Annotated in this window: 21 protein-coding genes and 2 pseudogenes; 9 read left to right on the top strand and 14 right to left on the bottom strand. The window is 70.1% G+C overall.

The window, feature by feature from the left end; translation table 11 throughout:
- Window positions 1-16 precede the first annotated feature (16 nt).
- The gene (locus tag AC07V5_RS30260; protein WP_495119323.1) at window positions 17-1,303 is read right to left on the bottom strand and encodes a glycerate kinase type-2 family protein; all 1,287 of its coding nucleotides are present in this window, start codon (window positions 1,301-1,303) and stop codon (window positions 17-19) included.
- Window positions 1,300-2,481, bottom strand: coding sequence for a urate hydroxylase PuuD (locus AC07V5_RS30255; RefSeq protein ID WP_495119322.1), 1,182 nt, complete (start codon window positions 2,479-2,481; stop codon window positions 1,300-1,302). The genes AC07V5_RS30260 and AC07V5_RS30255 overlap by 4 nt, the downstream gene beginning before the upstream one ends.
- A 223-nt stretch (window positions 2,482-2,704) precedes the next feature.
- On the opposite strand from AC07V5_RS30255, the gene AC07V5_RS30250 reads away from it, so the two are divergent.
- Window positions 2,705-3,523, top strand: a complete 819-nt coding sequence (locus tag AC07V5_RS30250; RefSeq protein WP_495119321.1) for a hypothetical protein — start codon at window positions 2,705-2,707, stop codon at window positions 3,521-3,523.
- Window positions 3,524-3,535: 12 nt separating this feature from the next.
- Here AC07V5_RS30250 and AC07V5_RS30245 read toward each other — a convergent pair whose 3' ends face one another.
- The 4 genes from AC07V5_RS30245 to uraH form a co-directional block, all read right to left on the bottom strand.
- Window positions 3,536-5,101 carry a methyl-accepting chemotaxis protein gene (locus AC07V5_RS30245; RefSeq protein ID WP_495119320.1) on the bottom strand — a complete coding sequence of 522 codons (1,566 nt, stop codon included), beginning with the start codon at window positions 5,099-5,101 and terminating at the stop codon, window positions 3,536-3,538.
- Window positions 5,102-5,220: 119 nt separating this feature from the next.
- Window positions 5,221-6,021 carry a xanthine dehydrogenase accessory protein XdhC gene (xdhC, locus tag AC07V5_RS30240; protein ID WP_495119319.1) on the bottom strand — a complete coding sequence of 267 codons (801 nt, stop codon included), beginning with the start codon at window positions 6,019-6,021 and terminating at the stop codon, window positions 5,221-5,223.
- Window positions 6,014-6,220, bottom strand: a complete 207-nt coding sequence (locus AC07V5_RS30235; RefSeq protein ID WP_495119318.1) for a hypothetical protein — start codon at window positions 6,218-6,220, stop codon at window positions 6,014-6,016. Before AC07V5_RS30235 ends, xdhC begins: the two co-directional genes overlap by 8 nt.
- A gap of 7 nt (window positions 6,221-6,227) precedes the next feature.
- Window positions 6,228-6,581 (bottom strand): hydroxyisourate hydrolase, encoded by a 354-nt coding sequence (uraH, locus tag AC07V5_RS30230; protein ID WP_495119317.1) that lies wholly within the window; start codon window positions 6,579-6,581, stop codon window positions 6,228-6,230.
- 42 nt (window positions 6,582-6,623) lie between these two features.
- Between uraH and puuE the strand changes: the two genes are divergently transcribed.
- The 4 genes from puuE to AC07V5_RS30210 are packed head-to-tail and all read left to right on the top strand — an operon-like array spanning window position 6,624 to window position 10,951.
- Entirely contained in the window at window positions 6,624-7,589 is a 966-nt protein-coding gene (gene puuE / locus AC07V5_RS30225; protein WP_495119316.1) for an allantoinase PuuE, read from the top strand.
- On the top strand, window positions 7,586-9,346 hold the full coding sequence (gene uraD, locus AC07V5_RS30220) for a 2-oxo-4-hydroxy-4-carboxy-5-ureidoimidazoline decarboxylase (protein WP_495119315.1): 1,761 nt from the start codon (window positions 7,586-7,588) through the stop codon (window positions 9,344-9,346). The genes puuE and uraD overlap by 4 nt, the downstream gene beginning before the upstream one ends.
- A gap of 4 nt (window positions 9,347-9,350) precedes the next feature.
- Entirely contained in the window at window positions 9,351-9,704 is a 354-nt protein-coding gene (locus AC07V5_RS30215) for a hypothetical protein (protein ID WP_495119314.1), read from the top strand.
- Window positions 9,705-9,730: 26 nt separating this feature from the next.
- Window positions 9,731-10,951: an ArgE/DapE family deacylase gene (locus tag AC07V5_RS30210; RefSeq protein WP_495119313.1), complete on the top strand. Its 1,221-nt coding sequence runs from the start codon at window positions 9,731-9,733 to the stop codon at window positions 10,949-10,951.
- A gap of 395 nt (window positions 10,952-11,346) precedes the next feature.
- On the opposite strand, the gene AC07V5_RS30205 is transcribed toward AC07V5_RS30210, so the two are convergent.
- The 3 genes and pseudogenes from AC07V5_RS30205 to AC07V5_RS30195 all read right to left on the bottom strand — a co-directional run.
- Window positions 11,347-11,898 (bottom strand): TlpA disulfide reductase family protein, encoded by a 552-nt coding sequence (locus AC07V5_RS30205; protein ID WP_495119312.1) that lies wholly within the window; start codon window positions 11,896-11,898, stop codon window positions 11,347-11,349.
- Between the two features lie 90 nt (window positions 11,899-11,988).
- Window positions 11,989-12,087, bottom strand: a pseudogene (locus AC07V5_RS30200) (PEPxxWA-CTERM sorting domain-containing protein); the annotation flags it as partial.
- 87 nt (window positions 12,088-12,174) lie between these two features.
- Window positions 12,175-13,038 (bottom strand): annotated as a pseudogene (locus AC07V5_RS30195) (NF038122 family metalloprotease); the annotation flags it as partial.
- A gap of 177 nt (window positions 13,039-13,215) precedes the next feature.
- On the opposite strand from AC07V5_RS30195, the gene AC07V5_RS30190 reads away from it, so the two are divergent.
- The 3 genes from AC07V5_RS30190 to AC07V5_RS30180 all read left to right on the top strand — a co-directional run bounded on the left by AC07V5_RS30190 (window position 13,216) and on the right by AC07V5_RS30180 (window position 16,621).
- Window positions 13,216-13,614, top strand: coding sequence for a DUF2946 domain-containing protein (locus AC07V5_RS30190; protein WP_495119311.1), 399 nt, complete (start codon window positions 13,216-13,218; stop codon window positions 13,612-13,614).
- Window positions 13,615-13,697: 83 nt separating this feature from the next.
- Window positions 13,698-16,091, top strand: a complete 2,394-nt coding sequence (locus AC07V5_RS30185) for a TonB-dependent receptor (RefSeq protein WP_495119310.1) — start codon at window positions 13,698-13,700, stop codon at window positions 16,089-16,091.
- Window positions 16,088-16,621, top strand: a complete 534-nt coding sequence (locus AC07V5_RS30180) for a YcnI family copper-binding membrane protein (RefSeq protein WP_495119309.1) — start codon at window positions 16,088-16,090, stop codon at window positions 16,619-16,621. Before AC07V5_RS30185 ends, AC07V5_RS30180 begins: the two co-directional genes overlap by 4 nt.
- On the opposite strand, the gene AC07V5_RS30175 is transcribed toward AC07V5_RS30180, so the two are convergent.
- The 4 genes from AC07V5_RS30175 to AC07V5_RS30160 form a co-directional block, all read right to left on the bottom strand.
- Window positions 16,581-17,504 (bottom strand): PEP-CTERM sorting domain-containing protein, encoded by a 924-nt coding sequence (locus AC07V5_RS30175; RefSeq protein ID WP_495119308.1) that lies wholly within the window; start codon window positions 17,502-17,504, stop codon window positions 16,581-16,583. The two genes, AC07V5_RS30180 and AC07V5_RS30175, sit on opposite strands and share 41 nt — an antisense overlap.
- A 430-nt stretch (window positions 17,505-17,934) precedes the next feature.
- The gene (locus AC07V5_RS30170) at window positions 17,935-18,363 is read right to left on the bottom strand and encodes a hypothetical protein (protein WP_495119307.1); all 429 of its coding nucleotides are present in this window, start codon (window positions 18,361-18,363) and stop codon (window positions 17,935-17,937) included.
- 38 nt (window positions 18,364-18,401) lie between these two features.
- Window positions 18,402-18,923, bottom strand: coding sequence for a c-type cytochrome (locus AC07V5_RS30165; protein WP_495119306.1), 522 nt, complete (start codon window positions 18,921-18,923; stop codon window positions 18,402-18,404).
- Complete coding sequence (locus tag AC07V5_RS30160; RefSeq protein ID WP_495119305.1) at window positions 18,920-19,741, bottom strand: hypothetical protein; 822 nt, start codon at window positions 19,739-19,741, stop codon at window positions 18,920-18,922. The genes AC07V5_RS30165 and AC07V5_RS30160 overlap by 4 nt, the downstream gene beginning before the upstream one ends.
- A gap of 199 nt (window positions 19,742-19,940) precedes the next feature.
- Between AC07V5_RS30160 and AC07V5_RS30155 the strand changes: the two genes are divergently transcribed.
- Window positions 19,941-20,618, top strand: a complete 678-nt coding sequence (locus tag AC07V5_RS30155) for a hemerythrin domain-containing protein (protein ID WP_495119304.1) — start codon at window positions 19,941-19,943, stop codon at window positions 20,616-20,618.
- On the opposite strand, the gene AC07V5_RS30150 is transcribed toward AC07V5_RS30155, so the two are convergent.
- Window positions 20,585-23,218 carry a winged helix-turn-helix domain-containing protein gene (locus tag AC07V5_RS30150; RefSeq protein ID WP_495119303.1) on the bottom strand — a complete coding sequence of 878 codons (2,634 nt, stop codon included), beginning with the start codon at window positions 23,216-23,218 and terminating at the stop codon, window positions 20,585-20,587. The genes AC07V5_RS30155 and AC07V5_RS30150 overlap by 34 nt on opposite strands.
- Window positions 23,219-23,268: the final 50 nt, after the last annotated feature.

Genomic DNA, 23,268 nt, shown 5'->3' with positions numbered 1-23,268 from the left:
ACGGCCTTCACGTCTCTTAAACGATCAGCAATGCACGGAAGTCGTTGACGTTCGTGAAGCTGGGGCCGGGCACGAGCAGATCGCCCAGCGGCGCGAAGAAGCTGGCGCTGTCGTGGGCATCCAGCAAGGCCTGCGAATTCAGGCCCAAGGCCCGGGCACGGCCCAGGCTGGTGGGTGTCAGCAGCGCTCCGGCGTGGGGGCCGACGCCGTCGATGCCGTCGGTGTCGGCAGCCAGCGCAAACACGCCGGGCTCGCATTGCAGAGCCAGCGCGCAGCCGAGCAGGAACTCGGTGGCACGGCCGCCTTTCCCAGCAGGTTTGGCAGCGTCGACCGTCACCGTCGTCTCGCCGCCGGACAGGATGACGCAGGGCTTGGCGAAGGGCTCACCGCGGCGAGCGACGGCGCGTGCCAGCGCCGCATGCATGCCGCCGATGACGCGTGACTCGCCCTCGATCTCGTCGCTGAGGATGTGGGCGGTGATGCCCCGCTCCCGGGCAAAGGCGGCCGCGGCGTCGAGGCTCATCTGCGGCGTGGACAGCATGACGAGCTCGTGCCCTTCCAGGCGCGGATCGCCGGGCTTGGGCGTCTCGAAGGCGCCGGATTCCAGGCCGGCAAGGGCGGCAGGGGGCAGCTCGATGCGGTATCTGCGGCAGATGGCCAGCGCATCGGCGCAGGTCGTGGCGTCGGCCACCGTCGGGCCAGAGGCGATGACGGCGGGTTCGTCGCCAGGAACATCGCTGATCGCCAGCGTCAGCACGCGCGCCGGCGCGCAGGCTGCGGCCAGGCGCCCGCCTTTGATGGCGGACAGGTGCTTGCGCACGCAGTTCATCTCGCCGATGGCGGCACCGCTGTTCAGCAGGGCGCGGTTGACGGCCTGCTTGTCGGCCAGCGTCAGCCCCGGCGCCGGCAGGCTCAGCAAGGCGGAGCCGCCGCCGGAGATCAGGCAGATGACGAGGTCGTCGGCGGTGAGGCCGAGGGTCAGCGCGAGCAGCTTTTCGCTGGCGGCCAGGCCAGCGGCGTCCGGCACGGGGTGTGCGGCCTCGACGACCTGCAGCCGGCGCGGCTTGTAGCCCGGCGGCACGTGGCCGTAGCGGGTGATGACGAGACCGGACAACTTTGCGTCGGCAGGCCACGCCGCTTCCAGCGCCTGGGCCATCGAGCCACCCGCCTTGCCGGCACCCAGCACCAGGGTGCGCCCCTTGGGAGGTGGCGGCAGGTGGCCGGCGAGAACCCGCCCGGGCAGCGCACTTGCGACGGCCACGTCGTAGAGCTGTCGCAGCAGCGCGCGCGGGTCGAGGCTCATGGTTGTTGAGCCCAGCGGCCGATGAGCGCGCGCTCTTCTTCAGTCAGACCGGTCGCGTTGTTCAGCGGCATCGCGCGCTGCACGACGACCTGCTGGTAGATCTGCGCCTTGCGGGCGGTCAGGGCCTCGGCGCTGTCCAGCCGCACGCCTTTTTGCGCGACCTCGCCCGTGTGGCAGGCCAGGCAGCGCTGGGCCGCGATGGCCTGAACCTGTTCGAGCGAGACCGGCGCGGCCGAGGCGGCGGCCTGCGGTTGCGGCGCCATCCAGGCGATGAGCCCGGCCAGCAGCGCCAGCGCCAGCGCAACGGCGCCCCAGCTGTTGACGCCCTTGTGCCGCTTCACGAAGAACACCCGGATGGCCACGCCCGCAGCCATCAGCACGCACAGCACGACCCAGTTGTGCGGGTGCTGGTACAGCATGCCGTAATGGTTGCTGAGCATCGCCACCAGCACCGGCAGGCCGAAGTAGGTGTTGTGCACGCTGCGCTGCTTGCCGCGCTGGCCGTAGATCGGCTCGGGCTTCTGGCCGGCGCGCATCTGCGCGATGACCTTCCTCTGGCCCGGGATGATCCAGTGCGCGACGTTGGCGGTCATCATGGTCGCGAGCGTGGCGCCGACGATCAGGAAGGCCGCGCGGCCGGCAAACAACTGGCAGGCCAGCCAGCTCTCCAGCACGACAAAGGCCGCGACAACCGCCATCACGCGGCCGTCATTGCCGATGCTGCCGTCTTTCGTGCGGCCCAGGGCCTGGCAGGCGATGTCATAAACGGCCGAGCCGACAACCAGAAAGCCCAGCGCCGCCGTCACGGCCTGCCAAGGTGCGCCCCAGGCGTGCACGCGCGGGTCGATGAGCATCTGGCTGGCATTGCACAGGTACAGCACGATGAACAGCGCCATGCCGCTCATCCAGACCCAATAGCTCTCCCAATAGAACCAGTGCAGGTCCTGCGGCAGGTTGGCGGGCGCCACCATGTACTTCTGCGGGTTGTAGAAGCCGCCACCGTGCACGGCCCAGAGTTCGCCGTCCACGCCCTTGGCCCGGAGGTCGTCGGTGGCGGGCTTGACGAGGTGGTTGTCCAGCCAGACGAAGTAGAAGGACGCGCCGATCCAGGCGATGACGGTGATGACGTGCAGCCAGCGCAGCAGCAGGTTGGCCCAGTCGAGCAGATAGATATCCATGAGCGGTGGTGTTTTCGCACGGCCCCACCACGGCGGGTGCTGTGGGGCCCAAGGGTCGCGTCCGCGGGCCCGAAATTTCCCTCAAGCCCGACACCGCTGCGACTGGCTGGGAGTGTATGCAGGCCGCCGTCGCGAGCCCGCCACGAAGCTGGCCGTGAATGCGTTCACGTTGAAGCGTTAGCGGAGACGCATTCCGATGGCAGCTGCCCCCCAGAATCGGCCCATGCCCGACCGCACCTCCCGCCAGCACCTGCCCCTCTGGGCCTTCCTGGCGCTGACGGCTGCCCTGCCCGCTGGCGCGCAGGAGCCACCGGTCGTGCGGCTGGCCACCAACATCGAGCGCAGCTATTTCCCGCCCGCCGAGGCGCTGCTGCGCAAGGCCTATGCGTCCATCGGCCTGCAGGTCGAGTTCCTGCCCTGGCCACTGCCCCGCACCCACGTGGAATTGCAGAGCGGCCGGCTGGACGGCGTGGCCATGCGGGCGGACGCCTACTTCGAGCAGGCGCCGTTCCTGCGCCGGGTCGACGTGCCTTTGCTGCAGCTGCACGTCTTCGCCTACGGCCGGCCGCCCTGCCCGCAGGCACTGGCGCCGGAGGAGCTGGGCAAGAGCCGTGTCACCTACCAGCGCGGCATGGTGGCAGCCGAAGCCCTCGTGTCCGACTCGACGCGCGTGCCGGCCAACACGCCCAGCGACGCCTTCCTGAACCTGGGCGCCGGCGCGGCCGACTACGCGCTGGTGTTGACCACGCCATGGATGGCCGAAGTGCCGGTGGACACCCGGCAAGGCTCGATCTGCCGCATCCCCACGCCGTTGACGCGCACCCAGCTCTTCCACGGCGTGCACGAATCCCACGCCGCCTGGGTGGTGCCGCTGGAGCAGGCACTGCGCCGCATGCGCGAGCGCGGCGAGATCCAGCAGGCCTGGGTGGATTACGAACGCCTGATCGGCGGCGACAACAACCGCCTGCAGGCCCAGCCCGGCCGCAGCCTTACGCTGACACCGGCAACGCCAGGCTCTGCGCCGGCACGGCCACCGCGATGACGGGCGGACAGCTCAGCTCTTCTTGAACCCGACGTAGGCCACGCCGATCACCGAGCCTCGGCCGTCCTTGATCGGGCTGTAGCAGGCGTCGAAGCGTTTGCCCAGCACTTCCACTTCGCCGCTGAAGGGTTGGCCCCGGCTGATCAGCTCGTAGGCCTTGGCCCGAGCCAGTGGCGTGCCCACGCCGCGCGTGCCCTCGGGCGTGAGCACGTTGGTGCTGATGCGCACGAACTCGTCGCCGACCTTCACGAACACCGTGGCCGTGGCACCGGTCTTTCGCTTGATGTCGTCCACCAGCTCGTAGTCGTTGTTCAGCTTGCGCGCGCCGAAGTACAGGCCAGGCACCGGCTTGCCGCCGGCCTTTTCGGTTCCCCGCAGCTCAGGCGCGCCCAGTTGGGCCAGGCTCGCCAGCATGTTGGCCATGAGGGCCTGGGGGTTGCCGGCCTCGTGCAGGCGGAAGAACGCGACGGCGCCGACGAGTTGCTGCGCCTGGTCGCGCAGGCTTTCGGCAGCGGCAGCGCTCTGCTCCACCAGGGCGGCGTTCTGCTGCGTGCTGCGGTCCATCTGGCCCACGGATGCGCCCACGTCGCTCACATGCTGGGCCTGCGCGGCGCTGGCGGCGCTGATCTCGTTGACGATGCGGTCGACCTTCTGGATGGCGTCCACCACCTGCTGCATGGTCTCGCCCGCGCCGTCCACCTGCCGCGAGCCCTGCTGCACCTGCTGGCCGCTGTCGGAAATGAGCTGCTTGATCTCCTTGGCCGCGTTGGCGCTGCGTTGCGCGAGGCCGCGCACTTCGCCGGCGACGACCGCAAAGCCGCGGCCCTGCTCGCCCGCGCGGGCCGCCTCCACCGCGGCGTTGAGCGCCAGGATGTTGGTCTGGAAGGCGATGCTGTCGATGACGCCGATGATCTCGGCGATGCGGGCCGAGCCGTGGCTGATGGCGTGCATGGTGTTCACCACCCCGCCCACCACGGCGCCGCCGCGCTCGGCCACGCCGCAGGCCGTCGTGGCCACGCTGCTGGCATCGCGCGCATGGTCTGCACCGAGCAGCACCTGCTGGCGCAGCGTCTCCATCGCACCGGCGGTGCGCTGCAACTCTGCGGCCTGCAGCTCGGTGCGGTGGGAAAGGTCGGTGTTGCCGGTGGCGATTTCGGCGCTGGCCATGGCCACGCTCTCAGCGCCCTCGCGCACCTGGGCTACGACCGTGATCAGCCGCTGCTGCATCTGCGCCAGCCCCGCCATCACGCTGGCCTCGTCGCCGGGCCTGACGGGCACGTGGTGCGTCAGGTCCCCCTGGGCGACGTACTGCAGCTGCTGAGCCACCACGCGCGGCTCGCCGCCCAGCTCGTGCAGCAGGGCGCGCGACAGCACGACCGCCACTGCCACGATGGACAACACGCTGGCAACGAGCAGGCTCCAGATGAGGGCCTGGCCCAGTGAATAGAGTGCCGCCGCGCCAAGCGCGGCCGTCAGCACGATCAGCCAGCCGAACGCCAGCGCCAGCTTGCGCGGGGTCGACAGCCCGGCCTGACGTTGGGAGGCACTGGCGCCCAACCGCTCCGCGTTCAACGGCATGTCAATGTTTCTTGCACTCGTCCAGGGCAACGAGCGGCATCGCCGGCAGCGTCAAAAAAGCAGGTCTGACCATCAAAGTCTCCGGGTGACGTCGCCTGCAAGCAAAACAGCGAAAGCGGTTAGCGTTGTAACACCTGGGGCTGCGGCTCAAGCCAAGGCAAGGCGAGAACCTGCGCCAAAACGGACACCGCGATGACCGCAGGCTGTTTGCCCGCCACGCCGAGCACGCCGATGGGGCAGACGACGCGGGCCAGGTCAGCCTCGGTGAAGCCCCGGGCTTCGAGCCGCTGACGGAAGCTCGCCCATTTGGTGCGGCTGCCGATCATGCCGATGAAGGCCAGGTCGCCCTGCTCGCGCTGGCGCTTCAGGCAGGCCGCGACGATGTCGAAGTCTTCGGCATGGTTGTGGCTCATGACGAGCACGGCCGAGCCGGGCGCCAAGTCGTCTACGGCGTCGGCCGGCGGCTCGCACACCTCCTGGCGCCAGCCGCGCGCGGGAGGCTCGCCGGGGAACTGGCTCTCGCGGCTGTCGATCCAGTGCAGCGCCAGCGGCAGGTCGCGTGCGATGTGGGCGATGGCCGCGCCGACATGACCGGCGCCGAACAGGGCCACGCGCCGCTGCGGGGGCTGGGGCAGCCGGGTGGCCAGGTCTTCTCCCGCGGCGACACGCTCGAAGCGCAGCCAGACGACGCCGCCGCAGCACTGGCCCAGGCTGGGGCCGAGCGGGTAGCGCACCTCGTCGGCCAATTCACCGCCGGCCAGCGCGGTTCGGGCTCGGGCAATGGCGTCGAACTCCAGATGGCCGCCGCCCACGGTGCCGGTAAGGCCGTCCGGCGTCACCGCCATCCAGGCACCCACCTCGCGCGGCACGCTGCCGGTGCTGCGGGCCACGGAAACAAGGATGCAGGCCGCCTCAGCCACGCTGGGCCTTTCTCTTCACGCGCAGCCGCTTGAAGCGCAGGAACACGCCCAGCCCCAGCGCCGCCAGCGCGCCGCCCAGCAGGAACTTGCCCATCGCGACGGCAAGGCCCGCGCCGCCCCAGGCGCCGACGTTGGCCAGCCCTTCGACCACCGCCAGGGCACCGTCACCGAGGCTTTCACCCCAGCCGGAGCGCTTCAATGAAGGTTCAGCTGCCACGGTAGGTCGAATAGCTCCACGGCGAGGCCAGCAGCGGCACGTGATAGTGCGAGTTCTCGTCGGCGATGCCGAAATCCAGCGGCACCTCGTCCAGGAAGGCCGGCTCGGGCAGCTTCCCGCCAAGGGCGCGGAAATAGGCCGCCACCTCGAAGACGAGTCGGTAGCGGCCGGCCGTGAAGGTGGCGCCCTCCAGCAGGGGGCCGTCGGCGCGGCCGTCGGCGTTCAGGTGCAGGCTGCGGAGCCACTTGGGGCCCTCAGCGTCGAAGCGGTAGAGACGCACGGCCATGCCGGCGGCCGGGCAGCCATTGGCGGTGTCCAGCACATGTGTTGTCAGTTTGCCCATCGGAACTCCATTGCTGATTGCAGCTTGATGCAAAGTGTAGGGATGAGCACGCCCCATCAGCCGCGGTATCCCCGCGACCTCGTCGGCTACGGCGAGAACCCGCCCCACCCGCAATGGCCGGGCGGCGCCCGCGTTGCGGTGCAGTTCGTCCTGAACTACGAGGAGGGCGGCGAGAACTCGGTGCTGCACGGCGACGCCGGCAGCGAGCAGTTCCTGTCCGAGATGTTCAACCCGCCCAGCTTCCCGGCCCGGCACCTGAGCATGGAAGGCATCTACGAATACGGCTCGCGCGTGGGCGTATGGCGGCTGCTCAAGGAGTTCGAGCAGCGCGCGCTGCCGCTGACCGTCTTCGGCGTGGGCATGGCGCTGGAGCGCCACCCGGATGTGACCCAGGCCTTTGTCGAGCTCAACCACGAGATCGCCTCCCATGGCTGGCGCTGGGTTCACTACCAGAACATCGACGAAGACACCGAGCGCGCCCACCTGGCCCAGGCCATGGCGAGCCTGAAGCGCCTGACGCTGGGCCGCGACCCGCACGGCCTGGGCTGGTACACCGGCCGCGACAGCCCCAACACCCGCCGCCTGGTGGCCGACTTCGGTGGCTTCGAGTACGACAGCGACTACTACGGCGACGACCTGCCCTTCTGGCTGCAGGTCAAGAAGACCAACGGCGAACTCGCGCCCCACCTCGTCGTGCCCTACACGCTGGACTGCAACGACATGCGCTTTGCCCTGCCCCAGGGCTTCAGCCATGGCGAGCCGTTCTTCGAGTACCTGAAGGACACGTTCGACGTGCTCTACGCCGAGGGCGCCGAGGCGCCCAAGATGATGAGCATCGGCATGCACTGCCGGCTGCTCGGCCGCCCGGGGCGCATGCGCGCGCTGCAGAAATTCCTGGACCACATCGAGGCGCATGACCGCGTGTGGGTGTGCCGCCGGCTGGACGTCGCGCGGCACTGGAAAACCGTTCACCCCTTTGACGCCAAGACGGCCTTCGTCTGGGAATGATGAAACTCGACGACCTCAACAACGCCAGCGCCGCGGACTTTGTCGCGCTGCTGGACGGCACCTACGAACACTCGCCCTGGATCGCCGAGCGCGCCGCCGCGGCCCGGCCATTCAAGTCGCTGGCCGCGCTGAAGGTGGCGCTGGCCCGCGTGGTGCGCGAAGCCAGCGTGGCCGAGCAGCTCAGCCTGATCCGCGCCCACCCCGAGCTGGCCGGCAAGGCGGCCGTGGCCGGCGAGCTGACGGCGGAGTCGACGAACGAGCAGCAGAAGGCCGGCTTGACGGCCTGCACGCCCGACGAGTTCGCCAAGCTGCAGAAGCTCAACGCCGACTACAACGCCCGCTTCGGCTTCCCGTTCATCCTGGCGGTGCGCGGGCCACGCGGCACGGGCTTCACCCGCGCCGAGATCATTGCCACCTTCGAGCGCCGGCTGCGCGCCCACCCCGATCTGGAGCGGGCCGAATGCCTGCGCCAGATCCACCGCATTGCCGAGATCCGGCTGAACGACAAGTTCGGCGTCGAGCCCCGGTTGGGCCAGCAGCTCTGGGACTGGGCCGCCGAGCTGGCCGCGCACAGCGAGGCCGAAGACTTCCTGACCTGCACCTACGCCACGCCCACGCACACGGCCGTCGCCGAGCAGCTGATGACGTGGATGCGCGACTGCGGCTTCGATGAAGTCAGCCGCGATGCGGTCGGCAATGTCGTCGGTGTCTACAACGGCGCCGGTGATGTCTCCACACAAAAGCGCCTGCTGACCGGCAGCCACTACGACACCGTGCGCCGCGCCGGCCGCTTCGACGGGCGGCTGGGCATCTTCGTGCCCATGCTGGTGGTGCGCGAGTTGCACCGACAAGGCAAGCGGCTGCCGTTCGGTCTCGAGGTCGTGGGCTTCTCCGAGGAAGAGGGCCAGCGCTACCCAGCGGACTTCCTCGGCTCGAGCGCGCTGATCGGGACTTTCCAACCTGCATGGCTGGACCAGACCGACGCCACAGGTATCACGCTGCGCGACGCCATGCAGGCTGCGGGCATGGCCGGCACGATGGAGAGCATTCAGACCGCAACGCGCGATCCGAGCCGCTACCTCGGCTTTGTCGAAGTCCACATCGAACAAGGCCCGGTGCTCGACAGCCTGGACCTGCCGCTGGGCATCGTCACCAGCATCAACGGCAGCCGCCGCTACACCGGCGAGATCGTCGGCCTGGCCAGCCATGCCGGCACCACGCCCATGGGCCAGCGCCGCGACGCGGCCGCGGGCGTGGCGGAGCTGATCCTGTTCACCGAGCAGCGGGCCGCCGCAGCGCCCGACGTCGTCGGCACGGTGGGCATGCTGGAAGTGCCCTCGGGCTCCATCAACGTCATCCCCGGCCGCTGTCGCTTCAGCCTGGACCTGCGCGCGACGACCGACGCAGCCCGCGATGCACTGGATACCGACGTGCGCGCCAAGCTCGACGAGATCTGCCAGCGCCGCGGCCTGAGCTACACACTGCAGCCGACGTTGGCCGCCAACGCCGCGCCGAGCGACACCGCCTGGCAATCGCGCTGGGAGGCCGCCGTCACCGAACTGGGCCTGCCCCTGCACCGCCTGCCCTCAGGTGCAGGCCACGACGCGATGAAGATCCACGAACTGCTGCCCCAGGCCATGCTCTTCGTGCGCGGCGGCAATGGCGGTATCAGCCACAACCCGCTGGAGTCGGTGACGGTGGATGACGCGGAGTTGGCGGTGCAGGCGTTCCAGGCGCTGGTACAGCGGTTCAGCTGAATCCATGAACCACCTCAGCACTCGGCTCGCGACAGACTGGTCCGATCCACCAGCACGTCCTGCGTTATGGCAGCGTCTGCTGAAGCAGGCGCTGCCGGCCGCGAATCCAGATTTCGAGCAACTGATTCCCCGGGTGCGATGCTGGTGGCTTGAGGTTGACGAGACTGGGATGCCACAACGAGAAATCGGTTTCGATTCAGAAGGCGCTGTTCTCTTTGCCGCGCCTTTCGATCACAACATGGGTTTCTGGACGGACTCCGACATGACGTTCTTGCCGGCCGACAACGAGCCCGTGAGCGCCGATGACTTTGAGACCACCTGGAGCGACTTCGTTGGTCGATGGAACCCGCTTCGCTAGCCGCAAGAACTCAAGGAACAAGCCCGATGTCATCGCTGGATCAAGAAATTTCCAATCACTTCGCCGACGAAGTCCGCTTCCTGCAAGCCCTCGTCCGCATTCCCACCGACACCCCGCCCGGCAACAACGCGCCGCACGCCTACCGCACGGCCGAGCTGTTGGCGGAGCTGGGCTTCGAGGTCGAGAAGCACACCGTACCTGCCGCCGAGGTGCATGCCGCCGGCATGCAGTCCGTCACCAACCTCATCGTGCGCCACCGTTTCTCCGAAGACGGCCCAACCATCGCGCTGAACGCCCATGGGGACGTGGTGCCCCCGGGCGAAGGTTGGACGCATGAACCCTACGGCGCCGAGATCGCAGACGGCAGGCTCTACGGCCGCGCGTCGGCCGTCAGCAAGAGCGATTTCGCGACCTACACCTTCGCGCTGCTGGCCCTGAAGAACTCGGGGCTGAAGCTGAAAGGCGCCGTCGAACTGCATTTCACCTACGACGAGGAATTCGGCGGGGAGCTAGGCCCGGGCTGGCTGCTGGCCCAAAGCCTGACAAAACCCGACTACCTGATCGCCGCCGGCTTCAGCTATCAGGTCGTTACGGCCCACAACGGCTGCCTGCAGATGGAAGTTACCCTGCATGGCCTGGCCTCGCATGCGGCCTACCCGAGCACGGGCATCGACGCGCTGCAGGCCGCCAACAAGCTGCTCACCGCGCTTTACGCCCACAACGACGTGCTGAAGATGCGCCGCTCCGAAGTGACCGGCATCACCCATCCTTATCTGAACGTGGGCCGCATCGAGGGCGGCAGCAACACCAATGTCGTGCCCGGCAAAGTCGTCATCAAGCTGGACCGCCGCATGATTCCGGAGGAAGACCCGGTGGCCGTCGAGGCCGAGGTGCGCGCGCTGATCGAGAACACGGTCGCGCAAAGCCCAGGCATCAAGCTCGACATCAAGCGCCTGCTGCTCGCCAACTCGATGAAGCCCCTGCCCGGCGCCGCGCCACTGGTGGCCGCGCTGCAGAAGCACGGCCAGGCGGTGTTCGGCGAGGAGATTCCAACCTCGGGCACGCCGCTGTACACCGACGTGCGCCTCTACACCGCCCACGGCATCCCGGCTGCCATCTACGGCGCCGGGCCGCGCACGGTGCTGGAGAGCAATGCCAAGCGGGCGGACGAGCATCTCGTGCTGGACGACCTGAAGCGCGCGACCCAGGTAGTTGCGCGCGCTGTCGCCGAGCTACTGGCCGCCTGAGGCGGCGACTCTCAGCATCTCGCGGCGCTCGGCCAACTCGGCCGGCGGCCATGGCCCCCAGGCTGCGCGTGGCGGCCACGGCGTGCAGGTCGGTGCGGCGCAGCTCCATCAGCAGGACCGGCAGCGCCGGCTCGCCGAAGGAGGCCAGCACGACGGCGTTGTTGTTCAGCTTGCCGAGGTCTTCCTCCTCGGTGAGCTTTTGCAGCAACGCGAGCATTTCCTTGGTGTAGCTCAGGTCGAGCAGGCGCCGCTTGATGGCCAGGTCCACCGAGTCCTTGATCCAGAAGCCCAGCACCAGCACGACAATGCGGGCGATCAGCTTGGGTGGCGAGGGGGTGCGGCATCCATGGGCGCGGTGCCTGCCGCCCATCACGCCGCACACAACTCCAAATCAGCTACGCGTTTGCCCGGGCGGCCGCGAGAGCCGCGTTGACGTGCTCGAGGACGAAATCCAGGCTGCCCTCGCCCCAGCCGCGCTGGGTGGCCGCCACGGTGGCGTCGGCCCGCACGACGACTGTGTAGGGCAGCGACCCCGGCTTGGCGAAGGCCTTGGCGGCGGCTTCGTCCGGGTCGTAGGTCAGCACCATCTGAGTGGCCTCCGACAGCGCGCGGTGCAGCTTGCGGAAGATCGCCTTCTCTTCCACGTTGACGGCGATGACGCGCAGGCGATCCTTGCTTGTGGCGCCCTGCAGGCGCTCCAGCACGGGCAGCTCGTTGCGGCAATGCGGGCACCAGGCGGCCCAGAAGAAGACGACAACGGGCATGCCGGGGTAGTCGGCCATGCTCACCACCTTGCCATCCAGCGTCTGGCCAAGCGATGCGTCGGGCGCGACGCGCGAGAGCGTCTTGGGCTTGGCGGCCTCGTCGGCCGCCTGCGCGGCGCCGCTGCCCAGTGCAGCGAGGCCGGCCCAGGCCAGCAGGCCGCGGCGGTGCAGTTCGTCGTTCATGAATCTCCCTGGCGGGGCGCGTGCAGTGCCCGCGCCGAGAGCATCTTAGGCAGCGGGGCTGCTGCCCGACGTTACGGCTTGTGCGAGCGGTCAGGCCGCCTGTTGCTTTGCGCGGCGGCGCAGCACCGCCCCGGTCAGGCCCAGGCCCGCCAGCAGCAGCGCGCCGCTGGCCGGTTCCGGCACGGCGGTGGCGTTCAGGTAGTCCTGCAGGACCTGCGACGTGAACTTCTGGTAGCCCGGCTGGGTCAGGATGTTGGTGTTCAGGTTCCAGCCGATGGCATCGAACAGCGCCAGGTCCTGGGCAGTCACGATGCCCTCCTGGCAGAGGCCACCAGTCGGGTCCATGACACCGATCTGCAGCGTCGAGATCGTGCAGGTCACGCCGTCGTGCTGGCGAGGAGCCTCCTGCCAATGCGAGGTCTGGAATCCGTCGGCGCCGTTCGCGAAATCCGAACGGCCGAACACTTCGCTGACACCGCCGTCGATGGAGAAATACGGCGAGCCACCCCAGAGCATGCTGAAGGCGCCGTTCTGGTAGCGGAACATGTCCGTGTTGGCCGGCCGCGAGGCGTTGGTCGAGTTGGTGCCGACGTTGCTCGTGAAGCCCAGCGCGTGGCCCATCTCGTGCACGGCGACGCTGACGAAGTCAGACGACACGGTGCCGAAACCGTCACGCGTGTCGAAGTCAAAAGGCCGGGCGCTGTTGAAGGTGATGGTGGCGTCGATCGAGCTCGCCGCGCCGGCGTACAGGCCCAGCGCCTTCTGCAGCGCGGTGTTCAGCGTCACGTTGGCGTTGGCGAAGGTGGCCAGGTTGCCCGTTGCGATGAGGTCCAGCGGCGTGGACGCATCAGCCGTGATGGCGGTGCGCCAGGCGGCCTGCGTCTTCTGGCCGGACGAGCTGGCCGTCTGGCCCAGCGTCGTGGGGGCGAAACCCACCGTTGTGAAGCCCACGTTGAAGTTCAGCGTGACGTTGTCCGTCAGCACGGACTCCCAGTACGCGGCCGCGGCGGAGAACCCGACGTAGGCTGCGGTGCCCTGCTCGACCCCACCGGTGTTGATGAGGTTGATGGTGAGCGCATGAGCACTCGGGACGGCCAGCAGCACGGTGGACGCGCTGGCAAGGACTTGGCGCAACTTCATCGGGATCCCTTGTGGAGATTTGGGCAGGCCAGTTACCCCAACTGACATGGAAGACATGCCGGTTACCCCAACGGCACTCGGCGGATGCTAAGCGCACCTTCGTGCGGCAGCAATGCGGACTTCGTCCCACGAGCCCGCGACAGTGTCAACCCTGAGCCACCTAGAATCTCTTGGCTCGTGACCGCCCTGCCCCACGCCCACGCCCGCCGCCAGACCTGGTGGCTGCTGGCCGTGTTCGTGCTGGCCATGCTGGCCCCAGGTGTCAGCGCCGCGCTGGCGCATGCACGCGGCGATTTCTCGGCCTGGCAGGACATCTGCCGGGCACCGTCGGCCAGCTCTGCGGGCAAGCAGAGTCAACCCGCGGAGCCCGGAGGCGCCGGGCTCAAGCTGCTGGCCCAGGGCCATTGCCCGGCGTGCCATCTGAGCCACGCCGACCTTGCCCCGCCGCCCGTACCGACGCTGGCGGTGCTGCGCGAGGATGTGGTGCTGGAGGCGCCCGAGCGTTTCTGGACCGCACCAGTCACTGCCCACGCCTGGCGCCCTGCCAGTGCGCGCGCCCCACCCGGGCTGATCTGAGTCTCCCGCGCCGCCGGGCCGCCCAGGCCTGACGTTTGCCGCCGCCCACCCGGGCGCCGGCCCGACTCCGATCCAGCCCATCCATGAACAAGAAGACTGCCCTTGCGCGCGCGGCCGCCGCCTGCGCCGCCCTGTACCTATTGCCCGCCCTGGCCCAGGCCTGCGACGACTGCGACTGCGACGACGCGCCGCCCGCCGTGCTGGCTACCGCTGCCGCAGAAGACGCCACACCCCGCGCCAGGCTCGGCCTCGTGCGCGTGCAAGGCGCCGCGCCCAGCTCGCTTCCCACCAACATCCCCACCACCCGCGAGACCGTCACGCGCGAGGAGATCGAGCGCAGCATCAACGCGACCGACTCGGAAGACGCGCTGAAATACCTGCCCAGCCTGCTGGTGCGCAAGCGCTACATCGGCGACTACAACCACGCCATCCTGTCCAGCCGCGCCTCGGGCACCGGCAACAGCGCGCGCTCGGCCGTCTACGCGGACGGCATCCTGCTGTCCAACTACCTGGGCAACGGCGTGGGCGGCCTGAGCTTCCCGCCCCGCTGGGGCCTGGTGACGCCCGAGGAGATCGAACGCGTGGACGTCATGTACGGCCCCTTCTCGGCCGCCTACCCGGGCAACTCGGTCGGCGCCGTGGTGGACTACGTGACCCGCATGCCCACCAGGTTCGAGGCCCATGCCAAGGTTGGTTATGTGTCCCAGCCCTTCGAGCTCTACAACACCAAGGCCACCTACCGCGCGTGGGCAAGCAGCGCCTCGGTGGGCAGCCGCGAAGGCGATTTCAGCTGGTGGATCAACGTCAACCACACCGACAGCGACGGCCAGCCGCTGACCTTCGCGACCCGGCTGCTTTCCACCAACGTCACCGGCACGGCGGGCACGGCCGGCACACCGGTCACCGGCGCCGTGCCGGGCCTGAACAACGCCAACCAGCCCTGGCTGCTGCTGGGCGCGGGCACCACCTACAGCACCCACCAAGACCACCTGAAGATCAAGCTCGCCTACGACCTCAGCCCCACCGTGCGCGCCAGCTACGTGCTGGGCGCCTGGCGCAACGACGCGGACGGCAACTCCGAGAGCTACCTGCGCAACGCGGCCGGCCAGCCGGTCTACGCGGGCGCCATCAACATCGACGGCAAGCAGTACGCCGCGCTGACCGGCGGCGACTTCGCGCTGACCCGCGAGAAGCTGCTGCACCTGATGCACGGCGTCTCGGTGAAGAGCCGCACGGGCGGTGAATGGGACTGGGAAGTCGCAGCCAGCCTCTACGACTACCGCCAGGACGACAAGCGCCAGAACGCCGCGTCCAACCCGCAGCCCGCGGCCCAGAGCGGCGGCGCCGGCACGTTGGCCGACGGCAGCGGTACCGGCTGGCACACGCTGGCACTCAAGGGCATCTGGCGCCCGGCCGACACCAGCCACGTGGTGGACCTGGGCCTGCAGCAAGACGGCTACAAACTCAGCTACGTCACCTCCAACATCACCGGCAACTATCTGCAGGACGGTGCTGGAGCCCTGGCCAGCAACGTGCGCGGCAACACCCGGCTGCAGGCCGCGTACGCGCAGGACGCCTGGCTGATCAGCCCCGACTGGAAGGCCGTTGTCGGTCTGCGCGCCGAAGCCTGGAAGGCCACTAACGGCCGCACCGACTTCTCGGCCACCGCCGGCCAGAGCTACGCAAGCCGCAGCGAGAACTTCCTGTCGCCCAAGGCCGCACTGTCCTGGCAAGCCGCGCCCGAGACCGTGCTCAAGGCCTCGGTCGGCCGCGCAGTGCGCACGCCCACCGTGGCCGAGCTATACGGCGCCACGTCCACTACCAACTCGCAGTACATCAACGACCCCAACCTCAGACCCGAGAAATCCTGGACCGGCGAGCTGAGCGCCGAGCAGGCCTGGGGCCCGCTGCAGTCGCGCGTGACGCTGTTCGCTGAAGAGACGCGCGACTCGCTGTACTCGCAGACCGCGTTCGACGCCGTGGCCAACCGCAACATCAGCCGCGTGCAGAACGTCGACAAGGTCGGCACCACCGGCCTGGAGGCCACGCTGGCCGCGGTCGACTGGCTGGCCAAAGGCCTGGACCTGTCGGCCAGCCTCACCTACACCGACTCCAAGATCAAGGCCAACAGCGGCTTCGTCGTGACGCCGGGCGACGCGGTGGGCAAGTGGCAGCCCAACATCGCCCGCTGGCGCGCCACCCTGCAGACAGGCTGGCGCTTCAACGACGCCTGGACTGCCAACCTCGCCGCCCGCTACAGCGGCCCGCAATACCGCACACTGAACAACGCCGACGTGAACGGCCATGCCTACCAGGGCGTCAGCAAATTCCTGACCGTCGACCTGCGCGTGCGCTGGAAGATCGACCGCCAGTGGAGCGCCGCGGTCGGCATCGACAACCTGAACAACGACAAGTACTGGAACTTCCACCCCTACCCGCAGCGCAGCACTGCAGCCGAGCTGAAATTCGATCTATGAAAACACTGTTCACCCCGGTCCTGCTGGCGCTGGCCGGCGCCGCCCAGGCCCACATCACGCTGGACCAGCCCGAAGCTCCGGCCGGCAGCAGCTACCGCGCCGTCTTCAAGGTGGGCCATGGCTGCGAGGGCGGCGCGGCGACGAAGGAGATCCTCGTCACGCTGCCCGCGGGCTTGCGCGGCGCCAAGCCCATGCCCAAACCCGGTTGGACGCTGACGACCCAGCGCCGGCCGCTGAAAACGCCCTACGACAGCCACGGCAAGCCCGTCACCGACGAGCTGGCCGAGGTGCGCTGGGCGGCCAACGGCGAGGCCGACTACCTGCCCGACGCCTGGTACGACGAGTTCATCCTGCGCGCCTCGCTGCCTGCCGAGGCAGGCGAGCTGTGGTTCAAGGTGCGCCAGGTGTGCACGACGGGCGAATGGAACTGGGCCGACATCCCGGCCGCGCCGACCGACAGGCCGCGTGCGCCCGCCGTGCGCCTGCTCGTCAAGCCGTTGGGCAAGGAGGCGGCGCCGCACGCGCACTGACGGGCTGGCCGGTGCGCCGGCGCAGCCAGGCGGCCAGGCCCAGCAGGCCGGCCAGCATCAACGCGCCTTCGCCCGGCTCGGGCACCTGCGCGATGACCAGTTGAAAGCTCAACGCTTCACCCGCGCCAACGCCGTTGGACCGCAAATTGAAGGCCAGATAGGGCGCTGCCGTGTCGCGCACGAACGCCGTCGCGTCGAAATAGGCGATCTCGCCATAGGTCGTGACCGCAGCCATCTGCAGCGTGCCGAGCCAGTGGCCGGCCCACATGTCGCTTGCGCCGAGCGACACCTCCGTGCTGCCGTAGCCGTAGACCTCGACGGTGTACGCCGCAACCGGAGGGGCGCCTCGGGCCAGCGCCAGCCAGGCCTGCCCGACGCCGCTGCCGGCCACGCTGCCATCAAACTTGGCGAGGGCCTGCGCATTCGCACCCAGCCAGGTGGGGTCGTTCTCGGCAATGCCGCCACAAGCCGCGCAGGTATAGAAAGTGCCCTGGCTGAACGGGTCCAGCCGCCAGGCCGACGATGGCGGCACTGGGACCGGAGCGGGGGCAGGCGTAGGTGCGGGGGCAGGCGCCGGACTGGGAACCGGCGCGGGTGCCGGGCTTGGTGCGGGTGACGGCGGGCTGGGCACTGGTGCGGGGCCAGGTGAAGGCGAAGGGCTCGGCGCCGGTACGGGCGCGGGTGCAGGCGGCGTGGGTACCGGGGCGGGTGCGGGCGGCTGGGCCGACGGCAGCGGCGGCGCGGGCGGCAGCATGTCGCGCGTCGTCAAGCCACCGTTGCCGGGAGAAGGCCAGCCGATCGGCCCCGGCGCCACCTGCGCCCAGGTCGTCGTGCCGGTTGCGCACAGCAGCGCTGCTGCAACGGCCGATGTCGTATTTTTCATGGCTCCCCCTGACGTTCTTGGCAAGAGTCTCCCTGTCCATGAAAACCGGCCGATGACAGCGCCTGGGCCGAATGGCTCATCCGGGGCATGGTGCAAGCAGGCTTTGAACCGGAAAAACAGCCCGCAGCCCGCGCTGATCGCAGCTTCGTTCCCGCGCCCCAACGCGATGATTCAGCCCGTCACCAGTGCATGGCCCCCGGCAACGTTGCGGCCCCTGGCGAGGCGGACAAACGCGAACCGCCCGCGACGAAGAGCACAAAGATTCAGGCCCGCTCGCATCACGCCCGCCGTGTTGCCCGCGACCGGCCACCTGCGCTGTGATGCACGCCGCAGCCCTACGCACCCTCCACGGTGTGTCCCGGGCGGCGTGAAGCGCTCTTGCGCCCCGACCGGCTCACGCCGGGCGGGGCTTTGTTTTGCCTTCTCGACGTCAACGCATCGCCACGATGCCGCCCTCGCGCGAGGGCGCCAGCAGGAAGAGACCCGCCTCGTTGCGGTCACCGCTCTTCACCTGCACGTCCACGAGGCAGGTCTGACCCACGTCGGTGGCGCGTACCAGCCGCGTGTGCCGCGGCTGCGACGAACGGCCCAGGCGCTCGATGAGCTCGCGGTAGACCGCCACGCGGCCCGCCTCGCCGCCGGCGCCCAGGCTGCCCTCCATCGTGAACTGCGCCGTCAGGCCCCAGGCGTCGCTGGCGTTCCAGCGTGCATCGAAATCGTCCAGCCGCCGCTGCAGCGCGGCCGTGTCCTCGCAGGTGGAGGCCGCCGCATGGGCGTCCTCGGAAAACGCCAGCGCGGCGGCGACGACGAGGCAGAGGGCGGACAACAGGCCCAGGCGGGCGGGGGTGATCAGGGTCATGGAAATCTCCTTGGGTTTCAGGCTGTGGGGCGGAGCGATCAGGGATGGGCAGGCGCCAGCGGCTCGGGCACCTTGTTGCGGATGGGCGGCAGGCTCTTCAGGTAGGCGAACATGGCCTGCAGGTCGTCGTCCGTCATCTGGCTGTAGACGGGGATGGGCATGGGAGGCAGCACCGGCCGGCCGCGGCCGAGGTGGCGGCCGGTGCGGATGGTCTGCACGAAGTCGTTCTCGCTCCAGCGGCCCAGGCCCGTCTCCATGTCCGGCGTCAGGTTGGCCGTGAAGCTCACGCCCCAGGGGCCGGAGAAGGCCGTGGCCGTGACGGCGGTGACGGCCATCCAGGGGCCCGGTGGCACGGCCACCGGCGCCGTGATGACGAGCTGCTGCGGGTGGCCCGACAGCAGCCGCGTCATGTCGGGCTCGGGGCCGTTGGCGCCCATCTTCAACGGCGTGTGGCAGTCCATGCAGCCACTGGTGTTGACGAGGTAGCGGCCACGCTCGACGCGGTCGGAAGCCTGGGCGGCGCCGGCCAGCAGGATGAGAAGGGGAAGCAAGGCTTTCATGGGATCTCCGGGTTGAAGTGACGGGCCAACAAAGCCAGGCCCTGGGCGTCGATCTCGCGGGTGCCCAGGGGCGGCATCTGCTGGTAGGGGTTTCGGGTGCCGGCGCGCTTCAGCACCTTGGCCGCGTCCACCGGCGCGGGCGGCTGGCCGACGTCCAGCGCCAGGCGCAGCGGCACGGGCACGCCGCCGTCGAAATGGCAGTGCGCGCAGTTGCCGTGCAGATAGCCGCGGGCGGCGTGCTCGGCGGGGCTGGCGGCGGGGAAGTCCGGCGCCTGCAGGCTCCAGGCGGCGGGCGCGTTCTTGAGCAGGCCCTCGCGCACCAGCGCCGGCACGGCGGGGCCGAGCTGCAGGGCCGCAAAGCCCAGCACGGGGCTGCGGGCGCCGGCATGGCAGGCCATGCAGTCGCCGGTGGAGGGCACCTCGTAGCGGCGGCCGCCCGGCAGCGTCAGCACCAGGCCGCGGACCGGGGCGCGCACCGCGTCGGCACCGGCCCAGACGTAGCTGGCGCCTTCCCAGCGGCCGTCGGCGCCGAGCACGAAGTGGCGCGTTTCCACCGGCCGGCCGTCGACGCTGAACTCCTTCCACAGCCGCGTACCGGCCGGGAAGCGCCAGGCATCCGGCTGGCTCGCGTCCACCTGCGCGCCGGGCGGCAGCGCGATCCAGCGCCGCTTGGCTGCGCCGTCGGACCACAGCGCAAAGCGTGGCTCGAAGGCGCGCACTGCGGCTTCATCAAGGCCGGTCTGGCTCAGGCGCTCGGGCAGCTCGGCGCGAGCGGCCAGGGCGGCGGTGCAGAGCAGCAGGAGGGCGAGGCGGGGCATGGGTCGGCACTGTGCCGAGCGGCCCGGCGCGCGGCATCGCCCCGACGGGCCAGCGCGGCGGGCCGCGAGGAGCCATGACTGAGGTCATGGCCATGGCCCACCGGCGATGGCCCATCAGGGCGATGGCAGCGGCGGCTCCGCTCGGAACACTGGCGACCATCCGGCCCACCTTGGCGCCGGCCCAACCCGGAGCCTCACCATGACCACCGCCCCCCGCCTCGACCTATACGCCCACATCCACAAGGCCCTGCGCCTCTTCATGACCGACACGCTGCAGCAGCTCGGCCGCCTCGACGTCGACGACCCGCTGGACCTGGCCGCCGGCCTGGCCCAGCTGGACGCGCTGCTGGACGCCGCCAAGCACCATGTCGACAAGGAGAACGCCTTCATCCACCCGGCCATCGAGGCCCGCCGGGCCGGCGCCAGCGCGGCCATCGAGGTGGAGCACGAGGAGCACCTCGACACCATCGCCACGCTGCGCGCGGAAAGCGCCGCGCTGCGCGCCATGCCGTCAGCCGGTGCCGCCCAGCGCCTGTACCGCCGCTTCGCGGCCTTCGTCGCGCACAACTTCGAGCACATGAGCGTGGAGGAGAGCCGCCACAACCAGGCGCTGTGGGCCAGCTACAGCGACGCCGAGCTGATGGATCTGCACCACCGCATCCTGGCCAGCATCGGCCCGCGCGAGATGAGCGAGACGCTGCGCTGGATGATCCCTGCGCTCACCCCCGCCGAGCGCGCCCTCGTCGTCGGCAGCCTGCCGCCCCCCGTGCAGGCGCCGGTGCTGGCCTCGGCACGGTCGCTGCTCAACGACACGGCCTGGGCCAAGCTGAGCCGGGCGGTGGGTCAGCCCAGCGTGCCGGGCCTGGTGACCGTTTGACGGTCGCGCCACCACGCGGCCGCCTCGCCGCGTGAGTTCAGGCCCAGCTTGTCGAGGATGTTGGCCACGTGCCGCTTGACGGTGTGGGGGCTCAGGTCCAGCGCGCGGGCGATGTGCTTGTTGCTGGCGCCGGCGGCGATCTGGGCGATGACCTCGGCCTCGCGCTGGGACAGTCGGTCGTCGACCGGCGCGGCGCCTTCGGTGGCCATGGCCAGCGTGGCCGGCCGCACCGCGTCGGCCCAGCCGCGCAGGCGGGCGACGTCGGCCGGCTGCAGCAGGTCGCCCCAGTCCTCGGCGGCCATCCGCAGCAGCTCCGGCGTGGCCCACATCAGGCCGCCGGGCTCGCGCCTGGCCAAGGCCGGCGCCAGGGCCTCGGCCGCGGCGGCGCGGTCGCCACCTTCCAACAGGGCCACGGCCAGGCGCAAGCGCGCTTCGGCCAGTTGGCCCAGCAGGTCGCCACTCTCACCATCGGCCAGCAAGCCGTGCCAGGCCGCGATGGCCTCGTCGCGCCGCCCCTGCAAGGCGGCGAGCTGGGCCTGCAGGCCGATCAGCGGTCGCGGCCGGTGCGGCATGACGAGGTCTGGCAGGTCGGCGCCCACACGCACGAGGCGCTGCAGGCCGTCGGCCAGCGCCTCGCGGTCGCCCACGGCCGCGGCCATGCGGGCCATGAAGAAGCCGGCATGCCACTGCCCCCAGGCGCCATAGCCCGGCACATGCTCGGCCAGGCGCAGCCGCATCAGCTCCAGTGCCTCGCCGTGGCGGCCGGCGATGAGGTCCAGCATGGCGTGCAGGGCCTGGCCGTGATTGCGCGCGATGACGAGGCGGCCGAACCAGGCGGCGTCGGCCTCGGCGCGGGCCAGCAACTGCTGCGCCTCGGCCAGGCGGCCCTGCCAGAACAGGTTCCAGGCCTGGGCCATGTGGGCGTTGACGCCGAAGGGCAGCGGCCGGTCGCCCAGCACATGCATGGCACCGCGATACCAGCGGTCGGCCACCGGCGCCATGCCGACGCAGCTGATCTGGCGCGGCGGCGGCGAGCCGGTGTACCAAGCCTCCAGCGAGGCCGTCTGCAGCAGCTCGGTGACGAGGGCGTCGAACAGCGGCGCGACGGCGTCGAAGCGGCAGCTTTCCAGCGCGTGCCAGGCGCGGCCCAGCAGCGTCATGCGGCGCAGCTCGCCGCTCAGCGCAAACGGGTCGAGGTCGCGCAGCAGCGCCTCGGCCTCGTTGAGCCGGCCCTGGGCGATCAGCAGGATGCTGCGGTGGGCGCGCGAGGCCCGCAGGCCGGCCTCGTCGCCACGGGCCTCGAACAGCACCTCTGCCCGGCTCAGATGCCACTCGGCCTGCTGGGCTTCCCACAGCACCCACAGCGACAGCGCCTTCACGCGGTGCAGCTCGGGGTTGGCCTCCGCAAAGGCGGGGTCGAAGCGCTTGGTCAGGTCCAGCAGGCCCTGCGCGCCGAGGTGGTTCATCAGCAGGGCGCCGTCTGCCAGCAGCAGCTCGGCGGCACGCTCGGGGCGACCCGCGGCCAGCAGCAAGCCCTGGCGGCGCAACGCGTCCGTCTCCAGCAGGGCAGCGCGCTCCAGCAACTGGCGGTGCAGTTCGGGCTGCTCCTGGCGCAGGCGCTGCTGCAGCATGTCGCGGAAGAGCTGGTGCAGCCGCAAGGTGTGGGGCGCGAGGTCGACGACGGTGACGAAGAGGGCCAGTCGCTCCATCTCGGCCAGCCAGCCGGCGGCGTTGGCGTCTTCACCGAGGGCCTGGCAGCGCGCCACGTCAAGCTCGTGCAGCACGCTGGTGCGCAGCAGGAAACCGCGCAGCCCGGGCTCCAGGCGGTCCAGCACCTCGGCGGCGAGGTAGTCGAAGGTGGCGCGGTCGATGGCCGCGGGCAGGCGCTGGCCACCTTGGTTGATGCCCAGCGCCAGGCGCAGGCCAGCGGGCCAGCCCTGGCAACGCTCGTAGAGCCCGGCCGCCGCGCTGTCGTCCAGGCCCGCGGCCTGGGCCAGTTGGGCCACCTCGCCACGCACCAGCGCCAGCTCGGTGGGGCCCAGGTCGGCCAGCTCGCCGGCAGCGCGCAGCCGTGCCAGGCGCAGCGCCGGCTCGTGGCGGGTCGACAGCACCAGGCGCCAGCGCTCGCCCATGCGGGCCAGCCAACGGTCCAGGAACTGCAGCGAGGCGGGGTCGACGAGGTGGTGGGCGTCGTCCAGCACGATCAGCCCACGCTCGACCTCGCAGGCTTCCAGAGCGTTCAGCATCGCGTCGGCCACGGTGACGATCTCGGCGCCGCCGCGCAGGGCCGCGTCGCGCAAGCCCTCGGGCGCCGTGCGCCAGGGCGGGTCATAGGGTTCGAAGGCGGCGAACAGGCAGTCCAGCAGGCGGCCCAGATCATCGCCCTCGTCCAGCGTCACCCAGGCAACGGCGCTGTCTTCGGGCACATCGGCCAGGGCCTGCGTGAGCAGCGCCGTCTTGCCGTAGCCGGCGGGCGCGCAGATGAGCAGCACGCGGTGGGTGTCGAGCGCGCGCTGCACCGTGGCAAGCAACGCCGGGCGCGGCAGCAGCAGGCCGGCGCGCGGGCGCGGCGCACGGGTCTTGGTGTGGGCGAGAGCCATGGACGCGAATGCTAGACCACCAACTTGAGGGGGTGCATCAGGCCTTGCCG

This window comes from Roseateles sp. GW821-FHT02E12, assembly GCF_059421665.1.
The sequence above is the reverse complement of the archived record's forward strand: the minus strand, read 5'-3'. Positions and strand labels throughout refer to the sequence as shown.